This window comes from Myxococcus sp. AS-1-15, assembly GCF_020037055.1.
In the GTDB taxonomy this organism is placed as follows: Bacteria; Myxococcota; Myxococcia; order Myxococcales; family Myxococcaceae; genus Myxococcus; species Myxococcus fulvus.
Map to the genome: position 1 here is coordinate 90,021 of NZ_JAIQDF010000011.1, position 14,458 is coordinate 104,478.

The window sequence follows — 14,458 nt, forward strand, 5'->3', positions numbered from 1 at the left end:
GCGCGGCTCAGGTCGCCATCGCCGCGCCGGATGCCCCGGCGCTCTTGCGCATCGGCTGGGCCTTGCCGTACGTCAGCGAGCGCCACACCCACTCCATGGGCCCGAAGCGGAAGCGCGACAGCCACAGGTGGCTGAAGACGATCTGCACGGCGAAGACGCCCAGGCAGTAGAGGATGCACAGGCTGGGCGCCAGCTTCCCGAACAGCCCCAGGCCGTAGCCGTAGAACACGAGCACGCTGATGACGGACTGGCTCAGGTAGTTCGTCAGGGCCATGCGACCCACGGGCGCCAGCACCGACAAGATGCGCTGGAAGGTCGAGCGCTGGAAGAGCAGGGTGATGGCCAGCACGTACGTCGCCGCGAAGCCAATCTCCCCCATCGTCCGGATGGGGGTCAGCGCGAACGGCAGCCACGCGGGCAGCGCGTCCGGGTCCAGGATCTTCCGGATGACCAGCTGCTGCACCACGGCGCCCACGCCTCCGCCCACCACACCCATCGCCAGCGCTCCGTAGAGCAGCCGGCGGAAGAGTGGCAGGTGCTGGGCGGCGTCATGGAAGAGGCGCCGGCGGCCCACGTAGAAGCCCAGGAGGAAGCGGCCCATGAGCCCCACCGAGTGGAGGACCATGATGTGCAGGAACTCGACCCGGTGGAACGTCGCGCCCGCCTTGACGACATCCCACCAGCTGCCGTCCGTGAAGCTGGGGAACAGGGCGACCTTCAGCGCCGCCGAACGTTCGCTCTGCGCCTTCGCCAGCGCGGCGGCGGCCTCGGGGGTGGCGGCGAGCAGCTGCGGGAGCTTGAGGACGAAGGTGGTGAGCAGCGGGCCCACCACCAGCAGCGCTATCGCCCATCCCAGAATCGTGCGGTCGTCCCGCTTCCGGAACAACAACAGCCAGAAGCCGAGCAACGCGTAGTTGCTCAGGATGTCTCCGTACCAGATGAGGTACAGGTGGCTGAGCCCCAGGGCCAGCATCACCACGAGCCGGCGGATGTAGAGCCGGGTGATGTCCGAGCCCCGGGCGTCCGCGCGCCCCATCTGCACCGCGAAGCCCAGGCCGAACAGGAACGAGAAGATGGTGATGAACCGGCCGCCCACCAGGATGCCGAAGGCCGGCATGATGATGCGGTCGATGAGCGAGCCTTGGGTGAACTGCGCCTCGAGCTGCTCCTTGGGGAGGAACGCCCGACCGCTGAACCACATGAAGGTGTTGGAGATGAACACGCCGCAGAGCGCGAAGCCTCGCAGCGTGTCGAGCAACGCCAGGCGCTCGCCTGAGTCTACCGGGCGGGCGTCGGTGGGGGTGGCCGACGAAGGAGCAGGGGTCATGTCTTGCGTAGATACGCTCGAACCCCCGTTTCATTGTCTGTATTCCGTGCTTGCGGCGGATACGGCGCTGACCCGGCAAGCCGGGTGGGCCTATACGCCGATGCGTGGGCAGATGTCCTTCACGATGCACGTCTCACATCTGGGATTCTTGGCCGTGCAGGTGTAGCGGCCGTGCAGGACGGTGGCGGGGCCGAAGAAGGTCCAGGTGTCCTGGGGGACGAGCTTCATCAGGTCCTGCTCAATCGCCTCGGGCTTGTCGTGCTTCGTCAGGCCCAGGCGCTGGCTGACGCGGGCGACGTGGGTGTCGACGATGATGCCGGAGGGGATGTCGAACGCGGTGTTGAGCACCACGTTGGCCGTCTTCCGGGCCACGCCGGGGAGCTTCACCAACTCTTCCACGGTGCGGGGTACCTCGCCGCCGAACTGCTCCAGGAGCGCCCGGCTCATGGCCTGCACGGATTTGGTCTTCTGCTTGTAGAAGCCGGTGGGCTTGAGGTCCTCCTCCAGTTGGGCGGTGTCCGCGTCGGCGAAGGCCTGGGGGCCGGGGTACTTGGGGAAGACGGTGGCGGTGACGCGGTTGACGCGCTCGTCGGTGCACTGGGCCGCGAGGATGGTGGCGACGAGCAGCTCGAAGGGGGTGGACCAGTCAAGCTCGTAGCGTGCGTCGGGGTGCTGCTCGCGCAGGCGCTCGAGGAGGAGGGTGGCTTTCTCGGCGGGTTTCATGGGGTGTGTGAGCGCCACCCTACCTGAGGCATCTGACATCCGGGGCTTGGATTCGCGTTTTCCCCAACGGCACCTTCTCCGTTGCGCGCGTCGACCGAGTCCTTCTGCGCCCCGGCTCGCATTGGCCGCACCGGACACCACGCCCGGTGTCCTGTGCGTCATGGCGCTCGTGTGGCAGCTTTCCCCGCTTCGCAGCGTGGGCTCATGCTGCGGGAACACCATTGTCCGGGAGCAGTCCATGACAGTGCGTAGGTGGTGGGCCGTGCTGTTTTTCCTGCTGGTCAGCTGCGCGTCGGCACCTGCCGTCCGCGCGGAGGTCGAGGGGCTGCCGCTCGAGGATGACTCCGCGGCGGACTGCCGGACGGCCGCGGAAGACGACGGGGATGAGGGGTGTGTCACCACCGCGTGTGACGGTGGCGTGTGTGGACTCTACCGTTGCGAGGACGTTGCATCCGCTGCAGTGGCGTTCCGTACGGGCGCGCCAACCGCGCCGATGGCGGGTGTAGGTAACGCGCCCCAGAGATACTGGGGCGCGCCTCAGGTGCTGCCCGGCCGCGAGCCGGTGCTCGTCTTCCGGAAGGAGCGCCCCGAGGAGCTTCCGAGCCAGAAGGCCCTCCGCAAGGCTCGCCAGGAGTGGGAACAGGCGACGAAGGAGAAGCACCACATCTTTCCGCGGGCGTTCGAGTCCTACTTCGCGAGCCGCCGCATCAACATCCACGAGTGGACCCTTGCTGTCGACGTGAAGCGGCACAAGGAAATCCACGGCGGCGCATATGGCGCCCCATGGAACGCGGACTGGCGCCAATTCATCGAGCGCGTGGAGGGAGAGGTGGCGAAGAAGAGCGACACCACGCCGGAAGAAGTCCGCAGGAGGCTATTCGACTTCGCGGGGCTGATGATCCAGAAGTATCGTCTGGTTGGAATGCCCATGTCGTACTGGCAGCAGCTCACTGCGAACATGCAATTGTCGAAGGACTAGAGATGCGCTTCTTCCGACTCGACCCTATCGATGATGCGGCGGCCACCCAGTGGCGATGGTCGCTGGACGCGAAGCGTCGTTGGGGGCTTCCCGGAACGGAGTGTCCCCGGTGCCACGCCGGGCCGATGACCATCGCGCTCAACTACCCGAGCGTCGATTTGTCCGGACTTCCCGAGGAGAGGGCGTACCGAAAGGCCCGGTTCGTGCCTTGGGAAGAGTATGCGCCGCTGAGGGACCGAGTCCTGCCGCTCCTCCCACCCGGCGCTGTCGTACGCCCCGGGATGGGAATGGGGCCGTTGGAGGGGCGAGTCCGCGGCCGTCCGGCGCCCCTGTCGATGGATGCTCCGTGGAATCTGTACGCCCAACCCACTGGCGTGGAGCGGCTCCTCTCGGCGAACCTACGCGGCATCAAGCCCGTGCCGACGGCGACGAAGACTCCTCGCGACGTGCCGCCGCTGCTCGAGTTCGAGCTTCAGGTGGGCGGCGACTACGTCCCCGAGTGTCGTCCGCTGCCGATGGGCGAGTCGTGCCCGGTGTGTGGTACCCAGCCACGGTCGGCCCCATCGATTGATGAGGAATGGCTCGATGCCGATTCGATGCCGGTAGCGGATGTCTTCCGGTTTCGCTGGAACCCCGCCGTGACTCTCGCGAGCGAGCGCTTCGTCGAAGTGCTTCGCGGCCTGGGTGACACAGGCATCCGAGTGGCGGAAGTGGTGGTGGGCAGGCCAGCAGGGGCTGGCGTCGTCTCGACTTGAGCTTCAGTCTGGCCTTCTCCGAGCCGCCTCAGCCGTTGAAGGAGCGCGGGGGGATGGGGGCTGGGGTGGAGCGCCCGCGCTCCACGGCGTCCAGGCGGGCCATGGTCTGCGCGTACAGGTGGTCCAGCTTGGTGTGTAGGTGCGTCACTTCCAGGCCTGCGCGGATGTTGGCCTCGTACTCGACGTCCGAGCGGATGCGGTCCTTGGCGGCCTGGCGGCTCTGGCTGATGAGGACGAAGCAGGACAGGAAGATGGCCTCCAGGCTGACCACCATGGTGAGCAGGCCGAAGGGGAACGGGTCGAAGGCGTGGAAGCCGGGGATGAAGTCCAGGTTGATGGAGATCCACACCGCGAACCAGGCGGCGTGCAGGAGCATGAAGGTGAAGGTGCCGCTGAATGCGGAGAGGCCATCCGCGAGCCGCTGGATGGTGGTGAGCCGCTCTTCCACGGTCTCGTTGGGGCTGAGGGTGGGGCGGCTGTGGAGCATCTTGTCCGCCTCTCGCAGGCGCCGGCCGATGGCGGTGAGGACGTCCATGGCGCTGGAGGGGTGGCGTTGGAAGAGCAGTTGGAGGTCAGCGCGGTCGACCTTGAGGGCGTGGGTGTCCTGGATGGCGCGGGCGTCGGCGCTGCGCGGGTCTCCGTCGAGCAGGGACAGCTCGCCGAAGAAGTCACCGCGGCGGGCGGTCTCGAAGACGATGACCTGGCCGGTGGTGTCCTCGACCGATATCTGCACCTCGCCGGCGCTGACGATGTAGATGGCGCCGCCGGGGTCTCCGCGGGAGAAGACCTTCTCTCCGGCGGAGAGGCGGACCTCTTCGAGCTGGGCGGCGAGCAGCTCGCGCTCCTCGTCGTCGAGGGCGGCGAAGAGGGGGACTTCCTTGAGCAGGGCGACGTCGGCGGGCATGACGCGGAGGTCCTCGCGGAAGGGATGCGCCCCGTACGCTGGCACCTTCCGGGCCCGCCGCCCAGCGCCCCCGTGTCACGGGGGCGTCGAGCCGGGCCGCCGGAGGTGAAAAGGTGGGGCGGGTCCTCGGAAATCCGAGGGAAGGCAGGAAGGGGACAAGGCCAAACATCTGAAGTTCCAGGCCCGTGACTTGTGCATGGCGCTTGCTTTCGGAGGCGGACCTTCTTTCTCCCGAAAGGTCTGGCTCATGGCTTCATCGACGTCGCTGAAAGCGTGCATGTTCGCGGTGGTGTGGGGACTGGCGGGCTGCCATTCCGACGAGCAAGCCCCGGCCGAGCGGGAGCCGCCTCCACCGGGGGCGCTCGTCGCCTCGGAGAAGGAGCGGGTGAGGTCTCCCTCCGTCTCCGACGCGGACTTCGCGGCGCTGGTCGCCGGCAACACCGACTTCGGCGTGGCGCTCTACCGTCGGCTCGCCGAGCCTGGAGAGAACGCCGCCGTGTCTCCCCTCAGCATCACACGGGCCTTCAGCCTGGTGTACGCCGGAGCACGCGGCGAAACCCAGGCGCAGATGGCTCGGACGCTGGGCTTCACGCTGCCCGCGGAGCAGCTGCACCCGGCGCTCAATCGGCTGGACCTGGCGCTCCAGGAGCAGGTGGGGCAGGCGCATGGCGACAAGGGGCCGGCGCCGACGTTCCGCGCGGTGAATGCCCTCTGGGGACAGCAGGGCTATCGCTTCGAGCCCGCCTACCTCGACGTGCTCGCCGAGCACCACGGCGCGGGCTTGCGCACGGTGGACTTCGCCGCGGACCCGGACGGCGTACGCCGCGCCATCAACGACTGGGTCTCCGGCGTGACGGCTGACCGCATCCAGGACCTGATTCCCCAGGGAGAGGTGCGCGCCGACACGCGACTGGTCCTGGCCAATGCCCTCCATTTCAAAGGGGCCTGGCGTACGCCGTTCCCTGCCCAGGCTACGAGCCCGAAGACCTTCCATGGCCTGACGGGTGGCACGACGCAGGTCCCGATGATGCACACCTCGTGGTCGTTCCCCTTCGCGCGTGGAGAGGGCTATGACGCCATCGCGCTTCCCTATGTGGGCCGCGCGTTTCGCATGCTCGTCATCGTCCCCGACGCGGGTCGCTTCCAGGAGGTGGAGCAGCGCCTGTCCGCCGCGTTCCTGGACACCGTGCGAGCGAACCTGAGCGAGCGGCACATGCTGCTGCGCTTTCCTCGCTTCGAGGTGAGGCAGTCGGCCGCCCTGGTGGATGCGCTGCGCTCCCTGGGAATGGAGGATGCCTTCTCCGAGCGCGCGGACCTGTCTGGCATCACGGGTGAGGAGCGACTGCTGCTCAGTGGCGCGCAACATCAGGCCTTCGTCGCCGTGGACGAGGCGGGCACCGAGGCCGCCGCCGCGACCGCCGTCGAGATCGGGCCCGTGTCGCTTCCTCCTGAAGTCCACGTGGACCGCCCGTTCGTGTTCGTCATCGAGGAGGTGGCGACGAGGAGCGTGCTCTTCCTGGGTCGGGTCGTGAGCCCCTGAGGCGACGAGGCGCACCGGTTCGACCCATCCGATGACACATGACGGGCTCCGGGATGAAGCTCCGGAGCCCGTATCGGGGCGTGAATGGATGAGCGTGAACGCCCGCCGCCAGACACGTCAGAAGCGCTCATGTGTGCCAATCCCTGCCCCGAATCTTCTCGGGATGCAAGGTGCAAGGTCAGCAGCAGTTGCTTGGCTTCCGCGCGATGACGGCGATGAGGACGGCGATGTTGATGAGCAGTTGTGCCAGCACGACGGCCAGGTAGGCGCCCCCGGACGTGAAGAGGCCCACGACCATGAGGATGAGCGACGCGCAGTTGAGGGCGATGGAGACCCAGTTCCCCATCAGCATGTCACCCAAAACCTTGCCGAGTGTCCCTGCGACGTAGAGTGCCTTGATGACCTTGATGACGGTGCTGCCACTGGTCGCGCCCTTGGCCGCCTCGCCGATGGCCTTGAGCAGGGGCGTGCTCTCGCCGACGACCTTGCTCAAGGAGGAGACGGCTCGGCTCGCGGAGAAGCCCAGGCCCACGACGGTCAGGAACAGGCAGAGGGACGTCGCGGCGACGGAGACGACCCAGCCGATGCACTCCGTGTCGACGGCCAATTCCATCCGTCCGCACTCGACGGGGCCCTTGGCGGTGTGGTGGTAGAAGACATACGCGGCGCCCTCCACCTTGCCGGCGATGGCGCCCACCGGCATGCCTCCGGGGCCGTTGCCCTTCGACAGTCCAAGATAGAGATTGTTCCGGAACAGCGAGCGCAGGCGATCCTTCAGCGCCCCGGGAACCGAGGCGAGCACCGGCTCGTAGGCGGCGATGATGGCTTGGATCTGGTCGGGCGAGAGCGGGCTGTTCGCGGGGTAGGGCACCTCGTCGCGGGACCAGCGCACAGCGGGTTCGAGCCGCGCGGACGAAGGCTCCACCGCCAGCTGGGTCGAGGTGGTCCCGGGAGGAGGCGTGGACTCCGACGGAGGGGTGCTCACCGTGGCGGGGAAGGCCGTGTTGAGGAGCACCGGCGGATTCCCTGTCACCTGGTTGGTGAGCATGATGCTGCTCCAGGCGTAGTACGCGACGCAGCCCTCCGCGTCCGCGGGCGATTGCGACATGTACTGCTGGACCTCGTTGGCGGAGATGGCGCGGGACCAGAGCGCGGCCGCCTGGAGGTATCCCTGGAGGTCGCTGAGGGTGGACCCGGCGGTGTCCGGGCTGTACGTCGCGCCGAACAGCCACACCGGGTTCGCCAACACCGGCAGGGTGCACGGGATGGTCAGGTCATGCGAGCCGTCGAGGTAGATGAGGACCGTGGAGTTGCTGTACGTGGCCGCCAGGTGATGCCAGGTGCCCGGGGGCAAATGGATGCTGTTCCCCCAGCCGCTGGAGCCTCCCGCCGTATCCAGCTTGAACTCGAGGTTGAAGCCTCCACCATTCCACTGCACGCCCAGGGAGCAGCCGTAGCCGCTGTCCCGGTCCCTGCATGAGAACAGGGTTCGGGACGACTCCTGGAAGTCGGAGGGCGCGTCGAGGTTGAACCAGCCCTGCACGCTGAAGGGGGCTCCGTCCGCCGCCACCGTGAGCGCGTCGCGGGGCGAGGGCTGGACACCCGTGTTGATCAGTCGCAGCGCCGGGGCGACCATCAACACCTGGGCGCCGCCCTGGAAGGTGGCCGCGTTGTGATGATTGCCGGAGACGTCGTTGCTCGAGCCGTCGACGAAGCTGTAACACGCGGCGAGGTGGGTGCTCGGCGAGGGGATGTCCCACGTGGGGAGGCGCTCGCCCTCGGGCAGCGCCGTGGACCAGAACGCGACGTTGATGAACTGCGCGTCCACCGTGCTCCCCAGGCTGAACGGGGCGTTGGTCGTGGTGGGGCCGGAGATGAAGCCCTCGATGACCGGCGTGCCATTCGCCCACAAGGTGTAGCTGCCCTGGGTGGTTCCCTGCGACTCGAAGACCAGCAGGAGGTACTGCCATTGGCCTGGCAGCAGTTCGATCTCCGCGCACTGTGGCGTGTTCATCCCAGGGAGCTGCAGGGTGGGGAGCAGCCCATGCAGTCCGATGGAATAGGAGGTGCCGGACCGCAGCAACACCCCGTCATAAGCGGGCGCTCGGGGGTTCAACCAGAAGCCGATGGAGTAGGAACTGCTCCCGCTCAGGTCGATGGGGCTCGACGTTCCGAGTTGGATGCTCTGTCCGAAGTGGACGTCCGCGGCGCCGTACTGGTAGGTGGGTCTCATGGCGCGGAGCGCATAGCAATGGGTGCGCCAGCTCGGCCCATCGAGGAGCTCGCCCGGTGAGGTCCTGGTTCGGGGGCGGGTGAGCCGACCTGGCGCGTCCGGTCGCAACGCAGTTGCGTCTCGCCGGGCCGCATTCGCGCACGAGGGCGAGAGGTATTCGAGACCCACCGGGCTCGTCTGCCGCTGGAGGCGCGTCAGACCTCCTCGAAACTTGCTCCCGTGACCAATAGATCACCTCTTCCGAGGCAAAGTCCCCGCCGGATGGAGCTCACAGCTGATTGGCGCGTTCGTTCAAGCCCGGGTGACCTGGCCTCCCTATCCTGGTGATGACGCTGTCACCAGGAGGGCTTGCATGGATGTGTTTCGTTTGTCTCGCGCGGGGCGGCTCGTGCTCGTCGCGCTGACGAGTCTGGTGGGTTGCTGGGGTTGTGCTTCATCTCCGACCCGGGCCGTGGTCTTTCCCTCGGAGCCCCTTGCTCCGGCGGAGGTCCGTGCTCCGGGCGCCGTGCTCATGGTCCTCTCGGCGGCCTCCGAGCAGAAGCTCGCGGATGGGAGTGTTCGTCAGACGGGCGTCTTCCTGAACGAGTTCTACGAACCCTACAAGGTGCTCGTCGACGCGGGATATCAGGTCGTGCTCGCGACTCCCGGTGGCCGTGTTCCTTCGTTCGACCCGGAGGGGATGGATCCGAAGTACTGGAAGGAGCACCCCGAGGCGCTCGAGGCGGCCAAGGCGATGGTGACTCGGCTGGAGGCGCCGGTCTCCCTCTCCGACGTCCGGGGCCGTGCGAAGGAATTCCAGGCGCTCCTCGTGCCAGGAGGGCAGGGCGTCATGGTGGACCTGCTCCACGATGCGGAGCTGCACGGGCTGTTGATCGACTTCGGCGCCTCGGGTCGGCCCGTGGGACTCGTCTGCCACGCCCCGGCGCTGCTCTCGCGACTGCCTCCGGATGCGAGCCCCTTCGCGGGGCGACGCGTCACCTCGGTGTCGGGATTCGAGGAGTGGTACATCGAGACCTTCGTCATGGGGGCGCGCGCGGAGGTTCGTGGCATTGGCGACCAGCTCGATGACGCGGGCTACCTCCATGAGACGGCTTTCCCCGGCCGCTCGCGGGCCGTGCGCGATTGCAACCTGGTGACGAGCCAGAACCCGTTCTCCGGGGCGGACTTCAATGCGAGCTTCCTGGCGGCGCTCGGTGATTGGCGCAACGGGGGCCGTTGTGCGCAAGAATCCGGCGGGACGGAGAAGGCCACCCGCTGACGAGGGCTCGCGGACCATGGAGGACCAAGGCGTCATGACGAGCCCGGCCTTGCGCCGGGTGCTCGAGGCCACGGTGGCCCGTTCCTACCCGGAGATCGCCACCGGTGGGCGCGACAAGGTCGCCATCCTCCAGGCCGTCCTGGACGCGCATGGCTGGCGCCCGGTGCTGGAACTGGGACTCACGCTTCGGACCCTGTCCGCACATCCGGTCCTGCGTGCGCTCGGGGCCGGGGCGACTCCCTGGCACACCATGGAGCGGTGGCAGACGCTCGAGCGGTTCCTGCACTCGCGTCACCGCACCCGGTTCGTCGAGCGCGACGTGAGCCTCACGCGGATGACCCTCCAGCACGTGGCCATTGATGGGGGCAGGATTCGCGCGGTCAATGACCTGTTCATCTGGGGCGTGCTGATCGCCGTCTTGGAGTCCGCGGGCTTCACGGGGCTCACCGTGTCGCTCGCGTCGACGGAAGGACGCTCCGTCGTCATCCATGGAGGGCGGGGCCCCAAGGTGCTACCGGCGAAGACCGATGTGGCGACCTTCGCCTGGAAGTCACCGCGGGACGTTCCTGTTCGCGAGAGTCCAGCTCCAGGCGAGGAGTCGCGGTCGGTCCGGGACCGGCTCCAGAAGCTGATGAGCGTGGACCTGCTGCATCCATGGACCTTGGAGGAGTGCGCGCAGCGACTCATCCTCTCCCGCCGAGGACTTCAGCGAGCCCTGCAGGAGGAGGGGACGACGTTCTCCGCCACCCTGCAGCGCACGCGGGTCGAGGCCGCGCATGCGCTGCTCGGTGAGCCGGAGCTCACCTTGACGGATGTGGCGTTCTGCACGGGCTTCGCCGACCAGGCCCATTTCTCGCGGACGTTCCGCAAGTTCAACGAGGTCCCGCCATCCGCGCTGCGAGGGCTCCTGCGATAGCTGGCGGTCAGCCCTGGTCGCCGCGGAAGCCGATGGGCCCTTCGCCGTTGTAGGTCATGGTCCCCGTGAGGGATTGGCCGCCGTTGGGCGAGGTCAGGTCCAGGTTGATGACGTTCTGCCCCTGGCGCGAGCCGAGGACGAAGGTGCCGCCTGGATTCCACGGGGCGGTCGGCCCGCCCCACTGGTTCTCGACGGCGTAGTTGTTCGGACTGGTGAGGGTGGCGCGGAAGCCGATGGGGCCCTCTCCGCTGTAGGTCATGGAGCCCGTCAGCGTCTTTCCTCCATCACTGGAGGAGACCTTCATGGCGACGACGTTCTGCTTCTCCCGACCACCAATCGTCCACGTGCCACCCGGATTCCAAGGAGCCGACGAGCCGCCCCATTGGTTCTGCACCTTGTATGAAGACATACCTGGCACTCCTGTGTTTGTGGGTTGAGGGCCCAAAGACAGGCTTTGTCCAACGTCAATCCGGGTGGAAGGCGCCTGGAGTCGTCTCTGGGGTGCGCGGAGGATAAACAGACCGAATTCGAAGGCGATGTGGAAATCGCTGAGTGTGGAGCGCTGAGCACTGGGTCTGCGATTGGGACTAGCCCTCCAGTCCCGGGTCTCTGAGTGGAACGCGGCACAAGCCTTGGAAGCCCGAGTACCTTCCCAAGAAGGGACAAGCCGCCGTGTCAGCTGGCGTGTCTCCTACTCCGAACCGAAGACCTGCGCGAGATAGTGCTTCGAGAACGCCGTCCAGTCAGGACTGTCGAAGAACGCTGCCTCGACCCAGTGGTGGATGAAATGCATGGCAAAGCCGCGCTGCAAATAGTCCTCGACGCCCACGGGCAGCGGCCGGATCTCTCCGACTCCGTCGAGCGGCACGAAATGCAGCCGGTCGAGGACCCGGCCCGATTCCATTTCGAGGCAGACCGCGAACTCGCACTCGCAGTAATCGAAGGGCGCGAGGCGGTCGAGCAACTCACGCGCCTCCGGAAAGGAGCCGTACGGGTCGAGGAGTTCCGCTCCACGTCGGCCGTCGATGCCGTCGACGCATGTGGAAACAGGGAGCACGTTCGCCTCTCCCCCAACGATGTCGAGCTCGCGGTCGAGGTACGCGATTGCGGCGCCTTGTTGCAGGCGCCATCGGATCTGCATGGAATCCGCCTGCTCGTAGAAGCGCTCGAGTGCAGCGGGCAGTGTCAGGGTCTGCCGTACGCGGGCGAGATCGGCGCCATTGTGGCCATACGACAGCACGCACCGACCCGCTTTCGCCACCGAGGAGGCCGCGAGGGGCGCGATGCAAGCATGATATCGGTCCGAGACCGGATTGTCGCTCATCGATGTCTGAAGCTCGACGGCCGAGCCCTTCCGAGACAGTGATTGTGCCAACAGGGGCTTGATTCAAGAGCGTGCGGAGTCGCCCTTGGCGGCTGTGTGTCTCAAGCGGAGCCGCGGAGCTGCTCCACGTAGGCCTGGGCGGCGGAGGCCTCCACGCCATGCAGTCGCGCCATGTCGCGCGCGATGGCGGAGGGGTCATCTCCCATGCGCAGATGCATGCGGATGTTGTGCTCGAAGGGCTGGAGGATTCGCAGCGCGTCCGCGCCTCGCGCTTCCTTGACGACGGGCGCCGCGCGCCGCCGCGAGCGGCCCATCTCCGCGCGGGCCTGCACGTAGGTGACGATGTTGGACAGCAGGTAGTACCAGGTCATGAAGAAGGAAATCGTGCCCCACCAGCCCAGGGTGACGTTGCGCAGCGTGTGGTGCCAGAACGCCCTGCCCAGGCATGCCCGGCACAGGTCGGCGGCCGTCGTATGGGAGCGCCGCGCGAACAACATGCCTACGTTGTGGTGCAGCTCAACAAAGACCGTCGTCTCGGACCGGGAGCAGTGGTCGCAGCGCATGGCGGCGCACCCTAATAGGTTCCTCGCCCGCGTTCGAGCACACGGATTCAATCCCGAAAACCCGGGCGACCCGCGCAACTCCAATGGACATGGGTGAAACCTGGAACATGGGGCCGGCGGGGCCCTCACCCGGCGTCCCGGTTTCAGTGGGTCCTCCACCATCGGGGGGCTGCCTCCGCGCTGAGGTCGGGGTTCTCCTTGCTGGCGGACCTGGACCTGACCTTGGAGATGGACGCGTGAGCGACCTGAACGATCCACCCCGGGGCGACTGGTCACGGAGTCGGGGTTGCAATGACTGGCTGCAGGGACACCGGACACGAATCCCGGCCGAATCCCGCAAGCCGCCGCCGCAGTTCCTCTTCAAGCTTGGGATTCTTGTGCTCCTGCATGAGGTCGATGGCTCGTTGCTCGGCTTGAATGGCCTGGGCACAAGCTCCCGTGCCTGCTGAAGCCACGGCATACGTATCCAGGATGGCCGGATTCCATGGAGCCAACATGACGGCGCGTTGGGCGAGCGGCAGGGCCTCTGAGAATCGGCTCTGCGTGACATAGAGCCACGCCAGTCCATTGGCCGCCCTCGGGCTCCGCGGGGCCAACTCAAGGGCTCTTTTGTACGCCTCTTCCCGCCGCTTCATCTGGGTGTCATCACGACGCAGTACCGATGCGAGTAGCAGCCACGCTTCAGGCGCCTCTGGATGGTATTGGACCAGCGTATCGGCAAGCGCCGTACGCTCTGCCTCCGGCACCTCCTGGATCTTCGCGGTGAGCGCCAGGAGACTCTTTGGATCCAGCCGGAGCGCCTCCTCCAGTTCGCTCCTGGAAAGCTCGAGTCGCCGCTGCTGTTGCTCCGGCGTGGACATGCCCGCGGCGATCAGCGCCAGACGTGCCCGAGCAGCGTGCACCTCGGCATCGTCCAACTGACGCTCGGTAAAGGCAGTGGCCATTCGTGGCAGTTGCACGGTGAGTTCATGGTACGTCCCACGCCGGGCATACTCGAACAGCATCGTATCCGCGTGAGAGGAGAGCAGCTCCGGAAAAACACTGCGCACAGCCTCGTCGGGGTCTGTCCCCTGGGCCAGTAGGGTCTGGAAGTCCACGAACTCACGAGGGCGGGTGTTGTAGAGCCAGTGCACGACGAGCCAGCTTCCCCAGTACATGCTGGCGGCTTCCCAGTCCGCGAAATCCTCACCCGCCTTGGTCCATGCGATGACGTCCCGCGTAGACCAGTCCTCCAGCTCGCCTCGGTGCACTCTCTCCAGAAGCGTCTTCATCCCTGAGAGAGCTGTCAGGTTCGGGGCCCCCAGCACCGCCTGCGTTCCGTCCGCGGACACCTTCAGTGTTTCCAGGAACTCGGCCAGCCCCTCCGCCAGCCAGCGCGGCTGTCGAACAAGGAAGTACGTGCTCAGGTGGTGCGTCAACTCATGCTTCAGCGTGGACGACGTGATGTCCGAGCGTCCGTTGAAGCGACGTTCCCACGAATCCGGGGGACCATGCAGGACGACGAGTGCCTCATCCTCCTGGAGGAGGAAGAAGGCATCGACACGACGCGGAAAGAGCTTCTCGAAAGTGGAATCATCCGCGAGCACAACAACCGAGAGCTTCGGCATCTCCCGGCGCACCGCAGTGGGCCAGGCCGCGGTAAGGATGGCGGCGCGCGTACGCTCCAGATACTCCATGGCCTTGCGTGACTGCTCTGGCGGCAAGTCTGTCTGCAGAATGAAGTTGTCACTCTCCAGCTCTCCCCAGGCCGGACCACCTTTGTCCGGACACTGGGCGAATCGAAGACCCGCCGTACAGGCAACCGTGGACACGGCGTGCACTGCAAGCACGACTAGAGCCAAAAAACGTCGATTCATGACGCCCCCCGCCAAAGCCAGCCTGATTCCAGGCAACAATGACTTCCGGACTATAGCAGGGGGATACTCCTTGAGCGGGT

The 14,458-nt window shown here is 66.6% G+C and carries 12 protein-coding genes and 1 pseudogene; 5 read left to right on the forward strand and 8 right to left on the reverse strand.

What is annotated here, in order from left to right:
- Positions 1-7 precede the first annotated feature (7 nt).
- Entirely contained in the window at positions 8-1,327 is a 1,320-nt protein-coding gene (locus tag K8625_RS27215) for a DUF418 domain-containing protein (protein WP_223751087.1), read from the reverse strand.
- 90 nt (positions 1,328-1,417) lie between these two features.
- On the reverse strand, positions 1,418-2,050 hold the full coding sequence (nth, locus tag K8625_RS27220) for an endonuclease III (RefSeq protein ID WP_223784342.1): 633 nt from the start codon (positions 2,048-2,050) through the stop codon (positions 1,418-1,420).
- A gap of 160 nt (positions 2,051-2,210) precedes the next feature.
- Here nth and K8625_RS27225 point away from each other — a divergent pair, with 160 nt between their 5' ends.
- On the forward strand, positions 2,211-3,029 hold the full coding sequence (locus tag K8625_RS27225) for a TIGR02269 family lipoprotein (RefSeq protein ID WP_223784343.1): 819 nt from the start codon (positions 2,211-2,213) through the stop codon (positions 3,027-3,029).
- Between the two features lie 2 nt (positions 3,030-3,031).
- On the forward strand, positions 3,032-3,784 hold the full coding sequence (locus tag K8625_RS27230) for a double-CXXCG motif protein (RefSeq protein ID WP_223784344.1): 753 nt from the start codon (positions 3,032-3,034) through the stop codon (positions 3,782-3,784).
- A 28-nt stretch (positions 3,785-3,812) separates the two neighbouring features.
- Here the strand turns inward: K8625_RS27230 and K8625_RS27235 are convergent, their stop codons facing one another.
- Positions 3,813-4,688, reverse strand: coding sequence for a DUF1003 domain-containing protein (locus K8625_RS27235; RefSeq protein ID WP_223784345.1), 876 nt, complete (start codon positions 4,686-4,688; stop codon positions 3,813-3,815).
- Between the two features lie 247 nt (positions 4,689-4,935).
- Here K8625_RS27235 and K8625_RS27240 point away from each other — a divergent pair, with 247 nt between their 5' ends.
- Complete coding sequence (locus tag K8625_RS27240; RefSeq protein ID WP_223784346.1) at positions 4,936-6,228, forward strand: serpin family protein; 1,293 nt, start codon at positions 4,936-4,938, stop codon at positions 6,226-6,228.
- A gap of 178 nt (positions 6,229-6,406) precedes the next feature.
- Here the strand turns inward: K8625_RS27240 and K8625_RS27245 are convergent, their stop codons facing one another.
- Entirely contained in the window at positions 6,407-8,461 is a 2,055-nt protein-coding gene (locus K8625_RS27245) for a LamG domain-containing protein (protein ID WP_223784347.1), read from the reverse strand.
- Between the two features lie 352 nt (positions 8,462-8,813).
- Between K8625_RS27245 and K8625_RS27250 the strand changes: the two genes are divergently transcribed.
- The gene (locus tag K8625_RS27250; protein WP_223784348.1) at positions 8,814-9,719 is read left to right on the forward strand and encodes a type 1 glutamine amidotransferase domain-containing protein; all 906 of its coding nucleotides are present in this window, start codon (positions 8,814-8,816) and stop codon (positions 9,717-9,719) included.
- Positions 9,720-9,753: 34 nt separating this feature from the next.
- Positions 9,754-10,635, forward strand: coding sequence for a helix-turn-helix transcriptional regulator (locus K8625_RS27255; RefSeq protein WP_223751092.1), 882 nt, complete (start codon positions 9,754-9,756; stop codon positions 10,633-10,635).
- A gap of 16 nt (positions 10,636-10,651) precedes the next feature.
- Here K8625_RS27255 and K8625_RS27260 read toward each other — a convergent pair.
- The 4 genes and pseudogenes from K8625_RS27260 to K8625_RS27275 all read right to left on the reverse strand — a co-directional run.
- A pseudogene (locus K8625_RS27260) lies at positions 10,652-11,044 on the reverse strand (lectin ESA-2); the annotation flags it as partial.
- Positions 11,045-11,326: 282 nt separating this feature from the next.
- A complete protein-coding gene (locus K8625_RS27265; protein WP_223784349.1) occupies positions 11,327-11,959 on the reverse strand; it encodes a hypothetical protein in 633 nt (210 codons plus the stop codon).
- A 101-nt stretch (positions 11,960-12,060) separates the two neighbouring features.
- Positions 12,061-12,456, reverse strand: a complete 396-nt coding sequence (locus tag K8625_RS27270; protein WP_223784350.1) for a hypothetical protein — start codon at positions 12,454-12,456, stop codon at positions 12,061-12,063.
- 338 nt (positions 12,457-12,794) lie between these two features.
- Complete coding sequence (locus K8625_RS27275) at positions 12,795-14,378, reverse strand: DUF1570 domain-containing protein (RefSeq protein WP_223784351.1); 1,584 nt, start codon at positions 14,376-14,378, stop codon at positions 12,795-12,797.
- Positions 14,379-14,458 lie beyond the last annotated feature (80 nt).